Consider the following 23,099-nt stretch of genomic DNA (forward strand, 5'->3'; position numbering starts at 1 on the left):
ATGGCCGATCGGAATGGACACCAATTGCCGCTGACGGCCGCTCAGTACGGAATGTGGCTGGCGCAGCAGGTGAATCCGGAAAACCCGATGTACAGCATCGCCGAGTGCGTTGAGATATCGGGGGAGATCGACCCGGGCCTGTTCGAGACGGCGCTGCGCCGGACGGTCACCGAGGCCGACGTGCTGCGCGTCCGGCTGGCGGAGGGCGACGAAGGCCCCGTGCAGAGCGTGGTGGCGGAGCCGGACTGGCAGCTGCACACCCCCGACGTCAGCGGTGCGGCGGACCCCGCCGCCGCTGCCGAGCAGTGGATGCTGGAGCGGGTGAGGGCGCCGGTCGACGTGGCGTCCGGGCCGCTGTTCACCTTCGGCCTGGTCAAGCTCGCCGACGACCGCCACACCTGGTTCAGCCGGGTCCACCACGTCCTCGTCGACGGCTACAGCTGGTCCCTGATCGTGTCCCGGGTGGCCGCCGTCTACTCGGCGCTGGTGGCCGGCGAGGAACCCGCGCCGGCCGGCTTCGGCAACCTGCGCGAACTCGTCGACCTCGACACCGCCTACCGCGGTTCGGACCAGTTCGCGGCCGACGCCGCCTTCTGGAGCGAGGAGCTGGCCGACGTCGCCCCGCCGACCGGCCTGGCCGGCCGGCCCGCCCGGGTGCCGGCCGACCACGTCCGTCAGGCCGGCCACATCACCCCCGGCACCGCGTCGGCGCTGCGCGACCTGGCCCGCGAGACCCGGGTCAGCTGGCCCGCCGTGGTGGTCGCGGGCCTCGCCGCCTACCTCAACCGGCTCACCGGCGCCGACGACATCGTCGTCGGACTCGCCGCCGCCGCCCGCCCCGGGGCCGCCGCCCGGCGGACCCCCGGCATGGTCTCCAACGCCCTGCCGATCCGCGTGCGGGTGCGGCCCGGAACGAGCAGTGCCGAATTCCTGGCCTCGGTCAGCGACGGCATCCACCGCGCCCTGCGCCACCAGCGCTACCGCTACGAGGACATCCACCGCGACCTCGGCCTGGTCGGTGACCGCAAGCGGCTGTGGGGCCCGGAGATCAACTTCGTCATGTACGGCGAGCCACTGGTGTTCGCCGGCCGCCCGGCCACCGTGCGGGGCTTCTCGATCGGCCCGGAGGAGGACCTGTCGCTGGTCGTCGACAACCGCGCATCCGACGGCGGATTCCTCATCGACTTCCACGCCAACGCCGACCTCTACACCGAAGAGACGCTCACCGGTCACCGCGAGGCCCTCACCGCCTTCCTCGCCGCGCTGGCCGGCGCGGATCCGGACGCCCCCCTCGACTCCGTCGCGCTCACCGCGCCGGCCGGCTGGGCCCCGCCGCGGACGGACGACGACGCCGGCGGGCCCGCGGCCGCCGAGGCGGTGGCGTACCGCGCGCCCGGCACCCCGCACGAGGAGACCCTGTGCGGGCTGGTGGCCGACGTGCTGAAGGTGCCCCGCGTGGGCCTCGACGACAACTTCTTCACCCTGGGAGGCCACTCGCTCACCGCGATCCGCCTGCTCGGCCGGATCCGGGAGGCGTTCGGCGCGGAGCTGTCCATCCGCGCCGTCTTCGAGACACCGACCGTCGCGGGGCTCGCCGCCCGGCTCGACGGCGCCGGTGACCGCCGCAGAGCCCTCGAACCCGCCCCCCACCGCCCCTCCGAACTGCCGCTCTCCCTGACCCAGCAGCGACTGTGGCTCGTCAACCGGCTCCAGGGCCCGAGCGGCGCCTACAACATGGGCCTGGCACTGAAACTGACCGGCCGGCTCGACAAGGCAGCCCTCGGCGCCGCTCTCGCCGACGTCCTGGCACGGCACGAGAGCCTGCGCACCACCTTCCCGGAGGCCGACGGACGGCCCCGCCAGCACGTGCTCACCCCCGAGGAGGCCGCCACCCGCGCACGCCTCGTGGAACTGCCCGCCGACCCCGACACCGTGGACGCCACCGTCGCCGGGGTGGTCGCCGAGGGGTTCGACCTCACCACCGACCTCGCCGTGCGCCCGCGCCTGCTGGTGCTCGCCCCCGAGGAGCACGTCCTCCTCGTCGTCCTGCACCACATCGTCGCCGACGGCCTGTCGCTCGCCCCTCTCGCGCGTGACCTGGGACGCGCCTACACCGCCCGCACCGCCGGCCGGGCCCCGGACTTCGCGCCGCTGCCGGTGCAGTACGCCGACTACACCCTCTGGCAGCAGTCGGTGCTCGGCGACGACAGCGACCCGGACAGCCCGCTGGGCCGCCAGCTCGCCCACTGGACCCGGGTGCTGGCCGGCCTGCCGGAGGAACTGGACCTGCCCGTCGACCGGCCGCGCCCGAGCGAGCTGAGCCAGCGCGGTGACATCGTCCGCTTCGAGATCGGTGCCGAACTGCACCAGCGGCTCATCGACCTGGGCCGCACCCACCGGGCCAGCCTCTTCATGGTGCTGCAGAGCGCGGTCGCCGTACTGCTGAGCAAGCTCGGCGCGGGCGACGACATCCCGCTCGGCAGTGCCGTGGCGGGCCGCGGCGATGCGCGGCTGGACGAACTGGTCGGATGCTTCGTCAACACCGTGGTGTTCCGCAACGACGTCTCCGGCAACCCGACCGTCGCCGAACTCATGGACCGCAGCCGGGAGACGGCACTGTCGGCCCAGGCGCACCAGGACCTCCCCTTCGAGCGGCTGGTCGAAGTCCTCAACCCCGAGCGCTCGCTCGCCCGGAACCCCCTGTTCCAGGTGATGATGGACGTCCAGACACCGGCCGAGGCCACCCTTGAACTGCCGGGCCTGGCCACCGCCCCGCAGCAGGTGGACCCGGGCGTCACCAAGATCGACCTGTTGTTCGGGTTCGACGAGCGGTCCGCGGGACACGAGGTCGCCGCCGGCGTCTCGGGCCGCCTGGAGTACAGCACCGACCTCTTCGACCGGTCGACCGTCGAGGCGATGGGCGACCGCCTGCTGCGGGTGCTGGAGGCCTTCGCCGCCGACCCCGCCCGGCGGACCGGCGACATCGGCGTCCTCTCCACCGCGGAACGCCGGCAGGTCCTCGAGGAGTTCGCCTCCGCCCCCGCCGTCGCCCCCGAGGCGCTGCTGCCGCGGCTGTTCGAGCGGCAGGCCGCGCGCAGCCCGCGGGCCGAGGCGCTGCGGGAGGGCGACCGGGCGCTGACGTACGCGGAGCTCAACGCGCGAGCCAACCGGCTGGCCCACCACCTGATCGCGGCCGGCGCGGGCCCCGAGCGGCGAGTGGCGGTCCTGCTGCCCCGCTCCGTCGAACTGGTGATCGCGCTGCTCGCCGTCACCAAGTCCGGCGCCGCCTACGTCCCGGTCGACCCGGACTACCCCGCCGAGCGGATCGCGTACATGCTCGACGACTCCGCGCCCGCACTGGTGCTGGCCGACGAGCGCACCCGGGCAGCGGTCCCCGGACGGCTGCCGGTCGTCGACCCCGGCGCGGAGCACTCCGCCCCGGAGACCGACCCCACCGACACCGACCGGATCCGGCCGCTCGGCCCCGCCCACCCCGCCTACGTCATCTACACCTCCGGCTCCACCGGCCGGCCCAAGGGCGTGGTGGTCGAGCACCGCTCCGTCGCCGTCTACCTCCAGTACGCCCGCGAGCACTACCCGTCGGTGGCCGGCGGTACGCTGCTGCACTCCCCGGTCTCCTTCGACCTGACCGTCACCTCCCTGTACGCGCCCCTCATCACCGGCGGCACCGTCCGCGTCACCGCGCTCGACGGACCCGCGACGGGAGCCCGGCGCCCCGCCTTCCTGAAGGCCACTCCCGCCCACCTGGCCCTGCTCGGCGTGCTCCCCGAGGAGTTCTCGCCCACCGGGGAACTCGTCGTCGGCGGCGAGATGCTGATCGGCGAGGCCGTCACGGAACTGCGCCGCCACCGCCCGGGCGTGACCGTCGTCAACGAGTACGGCCCGACCGAGGCCACCGTCGGCTGCGTCGCGTACCGCATCGGCCCCGACGAGCCCGTGCCCGGCGGACCGGTGCCGATCGGGCGCCCCATGTGGAACTCGGTCGTCCATGTGCTCGACCCCGCCCTGGGCCCCGTCCCGCCGGGCGTGGCCGGCGAGATCTACATCGGCGGCGGGCAACTCGCCCGCGGCTATCTGGACCGGCCGGCGCTCACCGCGGAGCGGTTCGTCGCCGACCCCCACGGCCCGGCCGGCGCCCGCATGTACCGCACCGGCGACGTGGGCCGCTGGCGCGCCGACGGCCGGCTGGAGTACCTCGGCCGGGTCGACGACCAGGTCAAGCTGAACGGCTTCCGCATCGAGCTGGGCGAGGTCGAGGCCGTGCTCGCCCGCCACCCGAAGGCGGCGCGGGCCGCCGCCACGGTGCGCGAGGACCTGCCCGGCCACCGGCAGCTCGTCGGCTACGTGGTCCCCGGCGAGGGCGAGCGGCCCGGACCCGAGGAGGTCCTCGCGCACGCCGCCGGGCGGCTGCCCGCCTACATGGTGCCCGCGACGGTCGTCGTCGTGGACACCCTGCCGCTCACCCCGAACGGCAAACTGGACCGCGAGGCCCTGCCCGCCCCCGAGGCCACCGCCGGGACCCCGGCAGGTGAGGACCGGCCGCGCACCCCGGTGGAGGAGACGCTCGCCGCGCTGTTCGCCGAGGTCCTCGGCCGTGACGCCGTCGGCCTCGACGAGAGCTTCTTCGAACTCGGCGGTGACAGCATCGTCTCCATCCAGCTGGTGGCCCGCGCCCGGCGCCGCGGCATCGCGCTGAGCCCGAAGGACGTCTTCGAGCTGAGGACAGTGGCGGCCTTGGCGGCCCAGGCGGCCCCCATGGAGACCGGACCGGCCGACGACACCGCCGCGAGCAGCGGTCCGCTCACGCCGACCCCGGTCATGCGCTGGCTGCGCGAACGCGGCGGCCCGGTGGACGCCTTCCACCAGTCGATGCTCGTGCAGGTCCCGCCCGGCCTGGGGGAGGAACCGCTCACGGAGGCCTTGCAGGCCCTGCTCGACCGGCACGCGGCCCTTCGCCTCCGCCTGGACCGGAGCGGCGCCGAGTGGACGTACGACATCCCCGCGCCCGGCAGCGTCCGTGCCGCCGGCCTCGTGCACCGGGTCGGCATCGCCGGGCAGCGCGGCGAACGGCTGCGGGCGACCCTGGAACGGGAGGCCCGCGCCGCCTGGCGGCGCCTCGACCCGGAGGCCGGCACGATGGCCGGGCTGGTGTGGTTCGACGCCGGTCAGGACGCCCCCGGCCGACTGCTGTTCGCCGCCCACCACCTGGCCGTCGACGGCGTGTCGTGGGGTGTCCTGCTGCCCGACCTGCGGGTTGCCTGGGAGGCGGCCGCGGCCGGCAAGGAACCCGAACTCGCCCCCGTGGGCACACCGTTGCGGCGCTGGGCCGAGCTGCTCACCGAACAGGCCACCGCCCGGGCCGCCGAGGAGGAGCTGTGGGCACGGACGCTCCGGCAGCCCGCCCCCGCCCTCACCGACCGGCCGCTCGACCCGGCCCGGGACACCGCGCACGCCGCCCGGCACCTCACCCAGGTGCTGACCGCCGACGCCACCGCCGGACTCCTGGACCGGGCGCCCACCGCACTCAACGCCGGTGTGCACGAGGTCCTGATCACCGCGCTCGCCGTGGCGGTCGACCACTGGCGCAGGCACCGGCACCGCGGCGGGGGCGAGGGAGTCCTCCTCGACGTGGAGGGCCACGGCCGCCAGGAGATCGCCGACGGCGTCGACCTGTCGCGCACCGTCGGCTGGCTGACCGCCATCCGGCCCGCCCGGCTCGACCCCGGCGTCGAGGACTGGGAGGGGCTGTGGTCCGGAGGGCCGGAGGCCGGCCGGGTGCTGCGCACGGTCAAGGAACAGTTCCGGGCCGTACCCGACGAGGGCATCGGCTTCGGGGTACTGCGCCATCTGCATCCGGAGGCCGGGCCACGCCTGGCCGGGCTCGCCGCCTCACCCCTGCTCTTCAACTACCTGGGACGAGTCGCCGCCTCGGGCGGCGACTGGGCGGCCGCCGCCGAGAGCGACGTGGTCCTCGCCGAGGGCGCGGACCTGCCGCTGTCCCACCCGATCGAGATCAACGCCCTCATCCAGGAGCAGCCCGACGGGCCGCGCCTGACCGCCCGCTGGACCTACCCGGGACGGCTCCTGTCGGAGGCCGACGTCCGCGAACTGTCGGACACCTGGTTCCGCGCCGTACGCGCGCTGCTCCACCACGCCGAACGCCCCGACGCCGGCGGCCGGTCCCCGTCGGACCTGGCCCTGGTGGAACTTTCCCAAGACGAGATCGACGGCCTCGAAGCCGAGTGGAGGACGCTGCAATGACGAACACGGGTCCCGAGGACATCCTTCCGCTGTCCCCGCTCCAGGAGGGACTTCTCTTCCACGCGCTGTACGACGAGACCGGCAACGACGTCTACACGGTGCAGGTCGTCCTCGACCTGGGCGGAGCCCTGCACACCGAGGCGCTGCACCGCACCGCGCAGGCACTGCTGGACCGGCACGCCAACCTCCGGGTGGCCTTCCTGCACCCCAAGCAGAGCCGGCCGGTGCAGGTCGTCGCCCGACAGGTCGAGGTGCCGTGGGCCGTGAGCGACCTCAGCCCCCTGGGCGAGGCCGAGCGGACCGCCGAACTGGCCCGCATCCAGGCGGCGGAGAAGGCCCACGCCTTCGATCTCACCCGCCCGCCGCTGATGCGCTACCGCCTGGTCCGGCTCGCCGAGGACGCGCACCGCCTGCTGTGCACCTTCCACCACATCCTGCTCGACGGCTGGTCCACGTCCGTGCTGCTCGGCGAGCTGTTCCAGGTGTACGCCGCCGGCGGCGACGCCTCCGGCCTCGAACCGGTGACGCCCTTCCGTGAGCACCTCGCCCACCTCGCCCGCCAGGACCACCGGGCCTCCGAGGAAGCCTGGCGCCGCGCCCTCGCCGGCATCGACGCCCCCACCCGGCTGGTGCCGTCGGACCCGGCGCGCGAGGTCCTGCACCCCGACACCCGCGTCCTGGAGCTGTCCACCGAGCAGACCGAGGCGCTCTCGGCCCGGCTGCGTGCCCTCGGCCTGACCTTCTCCACGGCCGTCCACGGCTCCTGGGCCCTGCTGCTGTCGGTGCTCGCCGGCCGCGACGACGTGGTGTTCGGCACCGTGGTCTCCGGCCGGCCCCCGGAGGTGGCGGGCGTCGAGCGCATGGTCGGCATGCTCATCAACACCCTGCCGGTCCGCGTCCGGCTGGGCAGCGGCGACACCCTGCACAGCGTGCTCGACGCGGTGCAGCGCGAGCACCTGGAGATGACGGCCCACCAGTACACGGGCATGCGGGACATCCTCCGTGTCTCCGGCCACCCCGAACTCTTCGACACCTACGTGGCGTTCGAGAACTTCCCCTTCGACCTGCAGAGCCTGCGCGGGCTGGCCGGTGACCTCAGGATCGACGGCTTCGACGTCCTGGACGCCAACCACTACCCGCTCTGCCTCGTCTCGCACGTCCACGAGGGCCGGCTCCGGTTGCTGCTCAACTACCGCCCGGACCTGTTCGAACCCGAGCAGGTCGAGGTGATCGGCGCCCGGCTGGTGAACATCCTGAACACGCTGGCCGAGGACCCCGCGCGAACCGTCGCGGGCCTGGACCTGCTCGACGACGACGAGCGGGCCCGCCTGACCGCGGGACCGCAGGAGGTCGAACAGGCCACCTTCCCCGAGCTGTTCGCCGCCCAGGCGGCCCGCACCCCGAACGCCGTGGCGGTGGACGCCCCCGGCCTCACGCTCACCTACGCCGAACTGGACGCGCGCACCGACGCGCTCGCCGCCCGCCTGAGCGCCGCGGGCGTCGGCCCCGAGCAGACCGTCGCCCTCGTCCTGGGCCGCAGCGCCGAGTCCGTCATCGGCTCGCTCGCCGTGATGAAGGCCGGCGCCGCCTACCTCCCGGTCGACCCCGACTACCCGGCCGAGCGCATCGCCTTCATGTTCGACGACGCGCGTCCCGCCGCCGTGCTCACCACCACCGCCCACCGCGCCGTCGTCCCCGCGGGCGACGCCACCGTCGTCGTCCTGGACGACGACCACGCCCGGACCGACCCCGCCGAGCGGCCCGCCGGGCCCGTGTCGGCGGCCTCGCCCGCCTACCTGATCTACACCTCCGGCTCGACCGGCGTGCCCAAGGGCGTCGTCGTCAGCCACGCCGGGCTCGCCGCGTTCGCCGCCACCGAGCGCGAGCGGTTCGCCGTCGACGCCACCGCCCGCGTCCTGCAGTTCTCCTCGCCCAGCTTCGACGCCTCGGTGCTGGAGCTGTGCATGGCGCTGACCTCCGGGGCCGCTCTCGTCGTCCCCGAGCCCGGCGCGCTCGCCGGTGAGCCGCTCGCCGAGCTGATCGGCGCCCGACGGGTCACCCACGCCCTGATCCCGCCGGCGGCGCTGGCCAGCGTGCCCGTCTCCGAACTGCCGGGCTTCCGCTGCCTGATCGTCGGGGGCGACGCCTGCCCGCCGGAGCTCGTGGAGCGCTGGGCACCCGGCCGCCGCATGGTCAACGCCTACGGTCCCACCGAGTCCACCGTCGCCGTGTCCATGAGTACTCCGCTGGAGCCCACCGGAACGGTCCCGCCGATCGGCGCCGCGGTGCGCGGCACCCGCCTCTACGTCCTCGACGCGGCACTGCGCCTCGTGCCCCAGGGCACCGAGGGCGAGCTGTACGTGTCCGGCGCCGGTCTCGCCCGCGGCTATCTGCGCCGTCCGGGCCTGACCGCCGAGCGCTTCGTCGCCGACCCCTTCGGCTCCCCGGGCGAGCGGATGTACCGCACCGGTGACGTGGTGCGGATACGGCCGGACGGACAGCTGGAGTTCGTCGGCCGCGCCGACGGCCAGGTCAAGATCCGCGGCTTCCGCATCGAACTCGGCGAGATCGAGAGCGCCCTGGCACGCCACCCGGCGGTGGACCGGGCCGCCGTCGCCGTCCACGAGCTCCAGGAGGGCGTGCGGCAGCTCGTCGCCTACGTCGTGCCGTCCGGGACGGGCGACGCCGACGCCGGCACGCTGCGCACCCACGTCGGCGAACTGCTGCCCGAGTACATGGTGCCGTCCGTCGTCGTCACCCTCGACACGCTGCCGCTGACCGCCAACGGCAAGCTCGACCGCAAGGCGCTGCCCGCCCCGCGGCCCGCCGCCGGCGCGGGCCGGGCCCCGGCCACCGAGCGCGAGGAACTGCTGTGCGGGATCTTCGCCGAGGTGCTCGGACTGGAGAAGGCCGGCGCCGACCAGAGCTTCTTCGAGCTCGGCGGTGACAGCATCGGCTCCATCCAGCTGATCAGCCGGGCCCGCAAGGCCGGACTGCGCCTCACCCCCCGCGACGTGTTCACCCACCGCACCGTCGAGGCGCTCGCCGAGGTCGCCCAGGAGGGCGCCGCCCCGCGCCGTGCCGCCCCGTCCGACGGGGTGGGCGGGGTCCCGCTGACACCGATCATCCACTGGTTCCGCGAACACAGCGGCCCCGCCGCCCGGTTCAGCCAGGCCATGCCCGTGCCGGTGCCCGCCGGCCTGGACACCGCGCGGGTCACCGCCGCCCTGCAGACCCTCCTCGACCACCACGACGCGCTGCGGCTGCGGCTGACCCGCATCGAGGACATCGACGAGTGGACACTGGAGATCACCCCGCCCGGCACCGTCGCGGCCGCCGACACCCTGCGCCGGGTCGACGTCGCCGGCCTCGAGGCGGACGCCGTGCGGGCCGTCACCGAGCGGGAGTCCGCCGCCGCCCAGGACCGGCTCGCCCCCGAGGAGGGGCGGACGGTGCAGGCCGTCTGGTTCGACGCCGGTGCAGGCCGGCCCGGCCGCCTGCTGCTGGTCGTCCACCACCTGTGCGTGGACGGCGTCTCGTGGCGCATCCTGCTGCCGGACCTCTCCGCCGCACTCGACGCGGCCGCCCGGGGCACCGCCTTCGCACCGGAGCCCGTCGGCACCTCCTTCCGGCGCTGGGCCCAGCACCTGACCGCGGCCGCCGGCGAACCCGACCGCATCCGCGAACTCTCCCTGTGGCGCTCCGTCCTCTCCGCGCCCGACCCGCTGCTCACCGACCGCCCCCTCGACCCGGCGACCGACACCCTCGCCGGCGCCGGGCACCTCACCCTGCGCCTGCCCGCCGACGTCACCGAGCCGCTTCTCGGCCGGGTCCCGGCAGCCTTCCACGCACAGATCAACGACGTCCTGCTGACCGCCCTCGCGCTCGCCGTCGCCGACTGGCGGCGCCGGCAGGGCCGCGGCGACACCTCGTCGGTGCTGATCGGGCTCGAGGGCCACGGCCGCGAGGACATCCTCGACGGCGCCGACCTGTCGCGCACCGTCGGCTGGTTCACCAGTCTCTACCCGGTGCGTCTCGACCCGGGCCCGGTCACCGCCGTCGGCCTCGCCGCCGAGGGGCCCGCGGCGGCCCGCGCGCTCAAGGCCGTCAAGGAACAGCTGCGGGCCATCCCCGACAACGGCATCGGCTTCGGCCTGCTGCGCCACCTCAACCCGCGCACCGCGGCCGCCCTGGCCCGGTTCGCCGAGCCGCAGATCGGCTTCAACTACCTCGGCCGCATCGGCGAGTCCGGCGACACCGCCGACGACGGGCAGGACAGCGGCCTGGGCGGCGGCGCGGACCCCGGCACGCCGCTGCCGTACACCCTCACCGCCAACGCGGTCACCGAGACCCACGCCGACGGCCCGCGGCTGACGGCCACCTGGACCTGGCCCGGCGGCCTGCTCACCGAGGAGGACGTGCGGGACCTCGCCACCGGCTGGTTCGACGCCCTGCGCGCCCTCGTCGCGCGCGCCGACCGGCCCGAGGACACCGGCGGCCTGGTCCCCTCCGACCTGCCGCTGGTCGCCCTCGACCAGAACGAGATCGACCGCCTGGAGCGGGCCAGGCCGCGGCTGACCGACATCCTGCCGCTCTCCCCGCTGCAGGAGGGCCTGCTCTTCCACACCGAGTACGACCAGGACGCCGAGGACGTCTACATCACCCGGCTCGCCGTCGACGTGCGCGGTGAACTGGACACCGGGGCACTGCGCGGTGCCGTCGCCGGGCTGCTCGCCCGCCACGCCAGCCTGCGCGCCTGCTTCCACCGCACCACCGACGGCACACCCGTGCAGCTGATCCCGGCCGAGGCCGGCACCCCCTGGCACGACATCGACCTCAGCGGCCTCGGCGAAGCCGCCCAGCAGGCCGAACTCGACAGGCTGCTGGCCGCCGAGCGGTCCCGTCGCTTCGACCCCGAGCAGCCGCCGCTGCTGCGCTTCACCCTCATCCGGCTCGGCCCGGACCGCCACCGGCTGCTGTTCGCCGCCCACCACCTGCTGCTCGACGGCTGGTCGGCACCGGTGCTCGCCGGCGAGCTGTTCGCGCTGTACGGGCAGCGTGGCGACGCCCTGGCGCTGCCGCCCGTCGTCCCGTACCGGGAGTACCTCGCCTGGCTCGCGCGGCAGGACCGCGGCGCCGCACAGGACGCCTGGCGGGCGGCGCTCGCCGGCGTCGAGGAGCCGACGCTCGTCGCTCCGCAGGCGGCCGGGCACGCCGCCGCCCTGCCCGGCCGGATCGTGGACGAACTGCCGGCCGGCCTCACGGCCGCCCTGACCGCGGCGGCCAGAGCCCACGGCCTCACCATGAACGCCGTGGTGCAGGGCGCCTGGGGCCTGGTGCTGGCCGGCCTCACCGGCCGCGGCGACGTGCTCTTCGGAGAGACCGTCTCCGGCCGCCCGCCGGAGCTGCCGGGTGTGGAGTCCATGGTCGGTCTGTTCAGCAACACCGTGCCGGTACGCGTCCGCGTCGACCCGGCCCTCTCGCTCGCCGAGACGCTCACCCGCGTCCAGGCGCAGCGCGTGGAGCTCCTCGGCCACCACTACCTGGGCCTGGCCGACCTCCAGCGCCTGACCGGCCTCGGCACCCTCTTCGACACCGCCGTCGTCTTCGAGAACTTCCCCGCCGACGACGGCACGGGGCGGACCGTGCACGGGCTCACCCTGTCCGACGTCGACACCAAGGGCGACAACCACTACCCGCTGGGCATGGTCGTGATGCAGGACGACCGGCGGATGGTCATCAACTGGTACTACCGCGGCGACCTGCTCGACGAGGACCTGGTACGGTCCGCGACCCGTCAGCTGCGCCGCGTCCTGGAGGCCGTCGTCACCGCGCCCGACACCCCCGTCGGCCGGCTCCGGCTGCTGGACGACGAGGAGACCCGGCAGCTGACCACCGGATCCGCCGGCCCCGCCGTGGCCGCCGCCGCGACCCTCGTCCCCGAGCTGATCGAGGCCCAGGCCGCCCGTACCCCCGACGCCGTCGCCGTCGCCGACGCCACCACCGAACTCACCTACGCCCAGCTCGACGCACGCGCCAACCGTCTCGCGCGGACGCTGACCGCCGAGGGGGCCGGACCCGAGCAACTCGTCGCCGTCGCCCTGCGACGGTCGGCGGACCTGGCGGTGGCGCTGCTCGCGGTACTCAAGTCCGGTGCCGCCTACGTGCCCGTCGACCCCGCCCACCCGGCCGAGCGCATCGGGTACCTGCTCGCCGACGCCCGCCCGGGCCTGGCGCTCACCGACCGGGCGACGGCCGCCGTTCTCGCGGACCACGACGTGCCCACACTCGTCGTCGACGATCCGGAGACGGCCCGGCGCGCGGACGCCCACCCGGCCACCGCCCTCGTGAACGCCGACCGGCGCGCCCCGCTCACCGCCGACCACCCGGCGTACGTCATCTACACCTCCGGCTCCACCGGGCGCCCCAAGGGTGTCGTCGTCACGCACCGCTCCGTCGTGGACTACCTCACCTGGGCGGGGAGCGCCTACCGGGGTGCCGCCGGCCTCGCGCTGCTGCACTCGCCGGTCGCCTTCGACCTGACGGTCACCGCCCTGTTCACGCCCCTCACGGTCGGCGGCACGGTACTGATGGCCGCCCTGGAGGAGGACCCGGCGACCGCCGGGCGGCTCCGGCACACCCCGGTCGCCTTCATGAAGGCGACCCCCAGCCACCTCCCGCTGCTCGGCGCCCTCCCCGAGGAGTACTCGCCGTCCGGTGAACTCCTCCTGGGCGGCGAGGCCCTGCTCGGCGAGTCGCTGACCGCCTGGCGGAACCGCCACCCCGACGCCACCGTGTGGAACGTCTACGGCCCCACCGAGGCGACCGTCAACGTCACCGAGTACCGCATCGACCCCGGCACCGAACTCGTCCCCGGCCCGGTCCCGATCGGCCGGCCCCAGGGCAACGTGCGGGCCTACGTCCTGGACCGGGCGCTGAGGCCCGTCCCGGTCGGTGTCCCGGGCGAGCTGTACCTCGCCGGGCCCTGCCTGGCCCGCGGCTACCTCGGGCGCCCCGGCCTGACCGCGGAGCGCTTCACCGCCGACCCCCACGGACCGGCCGGCTCACGGATGTACCGCACCGGAGACGTGGCCCACCGGCTGCTCGACGGGAACCTGGTGTTCACCGGCCGCGCCGACGACCAGGTGAAGATCCGCGGCCACCGGGTCGAGACCGGCGAGATCTCCGCCGCCCTCGCCGCCCTCCCCGGCGTCGCCGCCCAGGCCGTCGTGACCACCGGCTCCGCCGACGGAGCCCGGCTGCTGGCGTACGCCGTGCCCGCGCCGGGGACGGCGCCGGCCGCCGCCGCGCTGCGCGAGCAACTCGCCGCGGTCCTGCCCGACTACATGGTCCCGGACGCCGTCGTCCTCCTCGACGAGCTGCCGCTCACCCCGAACGGCAAGCTCGACCGCAGCGCCCTGCCCGAACCGGAGACGGCCGCCGGCCCGGCCACCCGCGCCCCGCGCGGCCCGCAGGAGGAGATCCTGTGCGGCCTGTTCGCCCAGGTGCTGGACCGCCCCGAGGCCGGCCCCGACGACCACTTCTTCGAGCTCGGCGGCAACTCGCTCAGCGCCGTCCGGCTCCTCAGCCGGATCCGCTCCGCCTTCGGCTCCGAAGTCGACGTGCGCGCCGTCTTCGAGGCGCCGACACCGGCCCTGCTCGCCGCCCGGCTGACCGCGTCCGGCAGCCGGCGCCCCGAACTCACCGCCCGGGAGAGGACCGCCGGGATCCCACTGTCGTACGCCCAGCGCCGGCTGTGGTTCCTGAGCCGGCTGCACGGCCCGTCCGGCGCCTACAACATCCCGCTCGCCATCCGGCTCGACGGCGCCCTCGACGTGCCGTCGCTGCGCGCGGCCCTCGCCGACGTGGTGGCCCGGCACGAGGCGCTGCGCACCGTCTTCCCGGACGACGGCGGCAGGCCGCGGCAGGCCGTCCTCGACGCCGACGGCACCCCCGTGCCGCTGCGCGTCGTGACGTGCGGGCCGCAGGAGCTCGACGCGGCGCTGCGCGAGGAGGCCGCCCGCGGCTTCGACCTCGCCACCGAACCGCCGCTGCGGGCCACTCTGTTCGCCGTCTCCGACACCGAGCACCGTCTGCTGCTGACCCTGCACCACATCGCGTCCGACGGCTGGTCCAACGCCCCGCTGGCCCGCGACCTCTCCCGGGCGTACGCCGCCCGGCGGGCCGGCCGCGCACCGGACTTCGCGCCACTGCCCGTGCAGTACGCCGACTACACCCTCTGGCAGCGCGACCTGCTCGGTGACGAGGAGGACGCCGACAGCCTCGCCGCCCGCCAACTCGCCTTCTGGCGCGACGCCCTGGCCGGCGCGCCCGCCGAACTGGCGCTGCCCACCGACCGGCCCCGGCCGGCCGAGATGACCGGCGACGGCGCCACGGTGGGCTTCCGGATCGAACCCGCGCTGCACGCCCGCCTCACCGAGCTCGCCCGCACCCACCAGGTCAGCCTGTTCATGGTGGCGCAGGCAGCACTGGCGGCACTGCTGACCAGGCTCGGCTCCGGAACCGACATCCCCGTCGGCACCGCCGTCGCCGGCCGCTCCGACGCGGCCCTCGAGGACCTCGTCGGCTTCTTCGTCAACACCCTCGTGCTGCGCACCGACACCTCCGGCGACCCCACCTTCGCCGAGCTGCTGCGCCGCGTGCGGGCCACCGACCTGGCGGCCTACGCCCACCAGGACCTGCCCTTCGAACGGCTCGTCGACCACCTCGGGGCCGAGGCCCGGTCACTCGCCCACACCCCCCTGTTCCAGGTGTTCCTCGCCTTCCAGAACAACGCGGCCCCGCGCCTGGAGCTGCCCGGTCTCACCGTCCGGCCGGCGGCCGTGGAACTCACCTCGGCCAAGACCGACCTGGGCATCGAACTCACCGAGGAACGGACCCCCGACGGGGGCCCCGCCGGACTGCGCGGACTGGTCAGCTACCGCACCGACCTGTTCGACCGCGGCACCGTCGAGTCCGTGGTGTCCCGCTTCACCGCACTGCTCGGCGCGGTCACCGCCGACCCGGACCGCCCGCTCGGCAGGATCGACCTGCTGCCCGAGGCCGAACTGCACCGCATGCTCACCGAGTGGAACGACACCGCCCGTGAGGTGCCCGCGGCCACCCTGCCGCAGCTGTTCGAGCGGCAGGCCGCCGCCACCCCCGGGGCCACGGCCGTGATCACGGGACAGGAACGGCTCACCTACGCGGCCCTCAACGCCCGGGCGAACCGCTGGGCGCACCACCTCATCAGGCACGGTGCCGGTCCCGAGCAGCGGGTCATGGTCGCCCTGCCCCGCTCGGCGGAGTGGCTCGCCGTCACCCTCGGCGTGCTCAAGGCGGGCGCCGCCCACCTGCCCGTCGACCCCGGCTATCCGGCCGAGCGCATCGCCTACATGGCCGAGGACGCGCGCCCCGCCCTGGTCGTCACCAGCGGCGAGGCCCTCGCGGACCGGGCGCTGCCCGCCGGGGTGCCGGTCCTGCGCGCCGACGCCGCCGACGTCCGGGAGGCGGTGGCCGCCGCCTCGGCGACCGACCCGGCGAACACCGACCGCACGCGGCCGCTCGCCCCGGACCACCCCGCCTACGTCATCTACACCTCCGGGTCGACCGGCCGGCCCAAGGGCGTCGTCGTCACCCACCGGGGTGTCGCGGGCATGGCCGGGGCCCACGCGGAGAACTTCGCCATCGACGCGGACAGCCGGATCCTGCAGGCCGTGTCGCCCAGCTTCGACGTGTCCGTCGCCGACCTGGCGATGACCCTGCTGAGCGGCGCCGCCCTGGTGCTGCCCGACGGCAACCGCGCCCCGGTCGGCGACGAACTCGCCCAGCTGCTCACCGAGTACGAGGTCACCCACCTGCAGATCACGGCCGGCGTGCTGGCCACCCTGCCGGGCGACCCGCTGCCCCACCTGCGCACCCTCGCCGTCGGCGGCGAGGCCTGCCCGCCCGAGCAGGTGGCCCACTGGTCCCGGGGCCGCCGGCTGCTCAACGTCTACGGCCCGAGCGAGGTGACCGTCTGCGCGACGATGAGCGCGCCCCAGTCCGGCGCGGTCCAGCCGCCGATCGGCGCCCCGCTGTGGAACACGCGGGTGTACGTCCTCGACGACTTCCTGCGCCCGGTGCCGGCCGGGGTGACCGGCGAGCTGTACATCGCCGGCGACGGGCTCGCCCGCGGCTACCTCGGCCGGCCCGCCCTCACCGCGGAACGCTTCGTCGCCGACCCGTTCGGGGCGCCCGGAGCCCGCCTGTACCGCACCGGCGACCTGGTGGCCTGGAACACCGACGGGCAGCTGCGGTTCGCCGGCCGCGCCGACGACCAGGTCAAGATCCGCGGGTTCCGCATCGAGCTCGGGGAGATCGAGGCCACGCTGGACGGCCACCCGTCCGTCGCCCGCTCGGCCGTGACCGTCCACCACGGCGACGACGGCCGCAAGCAACTGGTCGCACACGTCGTCGCCGCCGACGGTGCCGACGCCGACCCGCGGATGCTGCGCACCCATCTCGCCGAACGGCTCCCGGAGTACATGGTCCCCGCGGCGTACACCCTGCTGGAGGCCCTGCCGCTGAACGCCAACGGCAAGGTCGACCGCGCGGCGCTGCCGGAACCGGACTTCGCCTCCCGGGGCGAGGGCCGCGCCCCGCGCGACGCCAAGGAGACCCTGCTGTGCGAACTGATCGGTGACCTGCTCGGCGTGGAGTCGGTGAGCGTCGACGACAGCTTCTTCGACCTCGGCGGCGACAGCATCGTGTCCATCCAGCTGGTCAGCCGGGCCCTCGAGGCGGGCCTGGAGTTCACCGCGGCGGACGTCCTGCGCCACCGCACCGTCGAGGCACTCGCCGCCGCCGCGACCGGACCGGCCGCGCTCCTCCCGGCCGACGGCCCGGGCGGCTCCGGTGACCCCGGGACCGGCGAGGTTCCGCTGCTGCCCGCCGCGCACGCACTGCGCGAACGCGGCGGCCACGCCGGCCACTCGGCGGCCACCGCCGTGCTCGCCCTTCCGCCCGGCACCGGCGAGTCCCGGCTGCACACCGTGCTGCAGGCACTGATCGACCACCACGACGCCCTGCGGCAACGGCTCACCCGCCGGGCCGGCAACCTGGTATGGGGCCTGGAGGTTCTGCCGCGCGGCGACGTACCGGCGGCCGGCCTGCTCACCCGTATCGACGTGGCCGCGGCCGACAAGGACGCGCTCGCCGCCGAGACCGCCCGGCAGACGGACGCCGTCCGGTCCGCCCTGGCGCCCGAGGACGGCGTGCTGCTGCGGGCCGCGTGGCTGGACGGCGGACCCGACGGTGAGCACCGGCTGGTCCTCGCGGTGCACACCCTCGCCGCCGACGCCGCCTCCTGGCGGATCCTCCTCGACGACCTGCGCACCGCGTGGCAGGCGGCCGGCACCGGGGCGGCGCCCCAGCTGCCGCCGGTCACCACCGCCTACCGCACCCGGGCCGAGCAGATCGCCGCGGCGGCCGCCGTCCCGGAACTCGTCGACGAGCTCGAAGCCTGGACCGACATGCTCGCCGCCCGGGCCGTGGCCCCGGTGGCGGCGGCGCCGGACCAGCGCCGCGACACCGAGGGGACCGTCCGCCGCCTGGAGATGACCTTCTCCGCGGCCGAGTCGAAGGCCCTGCTCACCACCGTCCCCGAGGGCCTGGCCACCGGGGTGCGCGAAGTGCTGCTCGGCGCCCTGACGGCCGCGGTCGCCCAGTGGCGCACCCGGCGCGGACTGCCCGCGGACGCGGGTGTCCTGGTCGCCGTCGAACAGGACGCCCGCGACGCCCGGAGCGGCACGGGCCGTACCGTCGGCCCGTTCACCGCCGTCCACCCGGTGCTGCTCGGCACCGGCGAGCCGGGCACCGCGCCCGCGGCCCGGGTCAAGCAGGTCAAGGAACAGCTCGCGGCCGTCCCCGGTGACGGCTCCGGCTACGGCCTGCTGCGGTACCTCAACCCGCAGACGGTCCCCCTGCTGGCCGGGCTGCCCGCCCCGTGGGTGCGCGTCGCACACCGGGACGGCTGCGCCGAGCCGCTCGCCGACGGCTCCGTGCCGGTCGACGCACCGGGAGCCGCCCGGCCCGTCCGCGGCGAGGACGCGGACACACCGGCCCGCTACGTCCTCGACGTGGAGACCTGGTCCCACGACGGCCCGGGCGGCCCCCGCCTGACGGCCGTCTGGTCCTGGCCCGAGGCGCTGTTCGGGGACGGCGAGGCCGCCGAACTCGCCGCGGACTGGCAGCAGGCGGTCCGGGAGACGGCCGCCGTCCACGACGGTGGCCGGTCCCCGTCGGACTTCCCGCTGGTGGACCTCACCCAGCAGGACATCGACGTCCTCGAACGCGACGGACACCGGCTCGCCGACGTGCTGCCACTGGCCCCGCTGCAGGAGGGGCTGCTCTTCCACTCCCTCTACGACCAGCGCGAACCGGACGTGTACACCGTGCAGTTCGGACTCGACCTGGAGGGCGACCCGAAGACCCCGGTGCTGCGGGCCGCGGTCGGGGCGCTGCTGCGCAGGCACGCCAACCTCCGCGCCGGCTTCGCCCACCAGGGCCTCAGCCGACCGGTGCAGTTCATCCCCGAGGACGTCGACGTGCCGTGGTCGGAGACCGACCTCGGCGACCTCGACGAGGCCGCACGGCAGGACGCCGTGGAGCGGGCGATGCGCGAGGCCGGGACGGAGCGGTTCGCCATCGGCAGGCCCCCGCTGCTGCGCTGCGCGCTGCTCCGCCTCGGCGGCGGCCGGGCACGGCTGGTGCTGACCCTGCACCACCTGCTGCTCGACGGCTGGTCCACGCCGGTCCTGCTCGACGAGCTGATGCGGCTGTACGCGGCAGAGGGCGACCCGGCGGGTCTGCCCGAGGTCCGGCCGTACCGCGACTACCTGTCCTGGCTCGCCGGCCAGGACCGCGCGGCCGCCGAGCGGGCCTGGCGCCGGGTGCTGGACGACTCCGCCGAGCCGACCCTGCTGGCACCCGCGGACCCGGAGCGGGCGGCGGTGGCGACCGAGAAGATCTCCGTAACCTTCGGCGGCGAACTGACCGCCGGCCTCGCGGCACTCGCCGCCCGGCACGGCACCACGATGAACACGGTCGTGCAGGCCGCCTGGGGACAACTGCTGGCCCGGCTCACCGGCCGCGCCGACATCGTCTTCGGCGCCACCGTCTCCGGCCGGCCGCCCGAGGTCGCGGGCGTCGAGCGCATGGTGGGGCTGTTCATCAACACCGTGCCGGTACGGGTGAGTCTCAGGCCCGGGGAGAGCGCCGAGGCCGTGCTGCCCCGGCTGTGGGAACAGCAGCTCGACCTGACCGCACACCAGTACATCCGTCTGGTCGACCTTCAGCGGCTGACCGGCAAGGGCGAACTCTTCGACACCCTGCTGGTGTTCCAGAACATCCCGGCCGACGGCGCCGGGTTCGGCGGCGACGACGACCGCGTCCGGGCGGTCGACCTGGTGATGGACGACGCCACCCACTACCCCCTCACCCTGGACGCCGGCCTCGCCGGCGACCTGCTGCACTGCCGCTTCGGGTACCGGCCCGACCTGTTCACCAAGGCCGACGCCGAGGCCGTCGCCGACGGGCTGCGCGACGTCCTGGAGGCGCTCGCCGCGGACCCGGCCGGGCCCTGGCGTCCGGCGGACGACCCGCTCCCCGGCTGGTGGGCCGGCGTCCGCGCGCGCATCGCGGGGCAGCCGGCGCGGGAGCGGCCCGCACGTGAGGCCGGCGTGCCGGAACCGGCCGACGCGGACGGCCCCGCCACGCGTGAGCGGATCCTCACCGGGCTGTTCGCGGAGCTGCTGGGCGTCGCCGAGGTCGGTGCGGACGACGACTTCTTCGAGCTGGGCGGCGACAGCATCGTCTCCATCCAGCTGGCCGGCCGGGCCCGCAGCGCGGGCCTGCTGATCAGCCTGCGGGACGTCTTCAAGCACAAGACGGTCCGCGCGCTGGCCCGCATCGCCCGGCAGGACGACGGCGCCGGAGCCGGCGAGGCCCCCGAGGAGGCCATCGGCGAACTGGCCCTCACCCCCGTGATGCACGACCTGTACGAGCGGGGCGGTCCCACCGACGAGGTCCACCAGGCGGCCCTGCTCCAGGTCCCCGCCGACGCGGGCCGGCGACGGCTGGCGGCAACCCTGCAGGCGGTCCTCGACCACCACGACATCCTGCGCGCACACACCGTCGCCGGGCCCGCGGGCCCGCGCCTGGAGGTCACCCCGCGAGGCTCGGTCGACGCCACAGCGCTGCTCGACCGCGTCGACGTCACCGGTGTGGCCGCCGGGGACCTGATCGGCGTCGTCGCCGACACCCAGACCCGGGTGCAGGGCGACCTGTCGCCCGCCGACGGCAGGATGGTCCGCGCCGTCTGGTTCGACGCGGGCCCCGGCCGGCCCGGACGCCTGCTGATCCTGGTGCACCACCTCGCCGTGGACGGCGTGTCCTGGCGGGTGCTGCGGCAGGACCTCAAGGCGGCCTGGGACGCGGTGGCCGAGGACCGCGAGGTCCGGCTGGAACCGGTGCGGACGTCGTTCCGCCGCTGGTCCCACGAGCTCGGGAGGGAAGCTCTGAGCGAGCGCCGCACCGCCGAACTCGGCCTGTGGCGCGACATCCTGGACACCCCCGACCCGCAGCTCGGGCGGCGGCCCCTCGACGCCGCGGCGGACGTCGCCCACACCGCCCGGCGACTGACCGTCAGCCTGCCTCCCGAGGCCGCCGCCCCCCTGCTCGGTGCGGTGCCCGCGGCCTTCCGCGCCGCGGTCGACGAAGTGCTGCTCACCGGCCTGGCGCTGGCGGTCGCCCGCTGGCGGCGGGAGCGGGGCCGCGGTGACGGCAGCGCCGTCCTCGTCGGTCTGGAGGGACACGGCCGTGAGGAGATCGTGCCGGGCGCCGACCTGTCCCGCACGGTCGGCTGGTTCACCAGCCTCTACCCGGTCGCCGCCGACCCCGGCGCACACGGCGACCCCGGCGCCGCCCTCAAGACGGTCAAGGAGCAGCTGCGGGCCATCCCCGACAAGGGCATCGGCTACGGCCTGCTGCGCCACCTCAACCCCGACACCGCCCCCGAACTGGCCGGCCGCCCCGAGCCGCAGATCGGCTTCAACTACCTCGGCCGGTTCGAAGCGGCCGGCACGGCCGCCGAACGCGCCGAGGACTGGGCCGCGCCGCCGGAGGCCACCGAGACCCTCGGCAGCGGCGGGCACGAGCAGCGGCCCCTCACCCACGCCCTGGGACTGAGCGCGGTCGCCCAGGACCGCCCCGACGGGGTGCACCTCGTCGCCATCTGGTCCTGGCCCGGCGCCCTGTTCACCGAACAGGAGGTCGGCGAACTGGCGGACCTGTGGTTCCGGGAACTGACAGCGCTCGCGCAGTGCGCCGAGCGCCCCGAGGCCGGCGGCCTCACCCCGTCCGACGTGGACCTGCTGCAACTGTCGCAGGACGAGATCGATGAATTCGAGAGTGATCTGAGCTGATGGAAGGAAACAGCACGGTGACGAAACCTGGATTCGTCGACATCTGGCCGCTGTCCCCGCTCCAGAAGGGCATGCTCTTCCACGCCCTCTACGAGGACGGGGACCGGGACGGGACGCGGAGCGATGACGTCTACGTCATCCAGATGGCGCTCGACCTGCGCCGCGACCTGGACACCGCCGCCCTGCGGGCCGCCGTGACGGCCGTCCTCGGCCGGCACGACAACCTGCGCGCCTCGTTCCGCAACCGCAAGAGCGGCGAACCGGTACAGGTCGTCCTGCGCGACGCGGACCCCGACTGGTCCGAGACCGACCTGAGCGGACTGCCCGGTCAGGAGCGGGAGGAGGCACTGCGGCGCCTGCTGGACGCCGACCGCACCCGACGCTTCGACCTCACCCGCCCCCCGCTGCGGTTCTCCCTGGTCAAGCTGGCGCAGCAGGAGTACCGGTTCGTCCTCACGGCCCACCACATCCTGCTGGACGGCTGGTCCATGCCGCTGGTGCTCGGCGAGCTGATGACGCTGTACACGGCCGGCGGGGACACCTCGGCCCTGCCGCCGGTCGTGCCGTACAAGGACTACCTGGGCTGGCTCGCCCGGCAGGACCGGGGCGCCGCCGAACTCGCCTGGAAGCAGGCGCTCGACGGGGCCGAGCCCACGCTCGTGGCCGGGGCCGAAGCGGGCGCCGCCCTGCCGGTGACCCTGATCAAGGACGTCGGCCCCGACCTGACCACGGCGCTGACGGAGCGGGCCCGCTCGCTCGGACTCACCCTCAACAGCGTGTTCCAGACCGCCTGGGGCCTGGTCCTGGGCGGGCTGACCGGCCGCGACGACGTCGTGTTCGGCGAGACCGTCTCCGGTCGCCCGCCGGAGCTGCCCGGCGTGGAGAAGATGATCGGCCTGTTCATCAACACGCTGCCCGTGCGGCTGCGCCTGGACCCCGCCCTCACCCTCGGCGAGCAGGTGCGGGCGCTGCAGGACGGTCAGGCGGACCTGCTCGCCCACAAGCACCTGGGGCTCCCCGAGATCCAGCAACTGCTCGGCGCCGGCCCGCTGTTCGACGCCATCACCATCTTCGCCAACTACCCTGTCGACACCGACTCCCTGCAGGACTCCGCCGAGGGCATCGGTGCCGTCGCCGCCACGACCCGGGACGCCACGCACTACGCCCTCAACCTGGAGGGCACCGTCCGCGGCGACCGTATGACCGTGCGCCTCGACCACCGCCCCGACCTGTTCACCGAGGACGCCGGACGCGAGATCCTGGACCGGCTGCTCGCCGTACTGACCGCCTTCGCCACCGACCCCCACCGGCCGGTGGGCACCGTCGGCACCTTCACGGCCGCCGACCGCGCAC

3 protein-coding genes (1 of these 3 only partly in view) are annotated in these 23,099 nt (G+C 75.1%); all 3 read left to right on the forward strand.

All coding sequences use genetic code 11. The features are described 5' to 3' along the window. Tightly spaced (each overlapping or abutting the next), the 3 genes in view from ACZ7G3_RS25575 to ACZ7G3_RS25585 form a layout consistent with a single transcriptional unit that may run on beyond the window. Nucleotides 1-6,282, forward strand: coding sequence for an amino acid adenylation domain-containing protein (locus ACZ7G3_RS25575; RefSeq protein WP_470928381.1), 6,282 nt, complete (start codon nucleotides 1-3; stop codon nucleotides 6,280-6,282). Beyond that, nucleotides 6,279-21,746, forward strand: a complete 15,468-nt coding sequence (locus ACZ7G3_RS25580; protein ID WP_470928382.1) for an amino acid adenylation domain-containing protein — start codon at nucleotides 6,279-6,281, stop codon at nucleotides 21,744-21,746. The genes ACZ7G3_RS25575 and ACZ7G3_RS25580 overlap by 4 nt, the downstream gene beginning before the upstream one ends. Further along, a protein-coding gene (locus ACZ7G3_RS25585; RefSeq protein ID WP_470928383.1) for an amino acid adenylation domain-containing protein crosses the window boundary here: on the forward strand, nucleotides 21,746-23,099 show its 5' end (the start). The gene runs 13,508 nt beyond the window's last position; only the first 1,354 of its 14,862 coding nucleotides appear in the window; the start codon lies at nucleotides 21,746-21,748; its stop codon lies beyond the right edge, outside the window. The genes ACZ7G3_RS25580 and ACZ7G3_RS25585 overlap by 1 nt, the downstream gene beginning before the upstream one ends.

It is taken from the genome of Streptomyces sp. NPDC037271 (assembly GCF_055603605.1).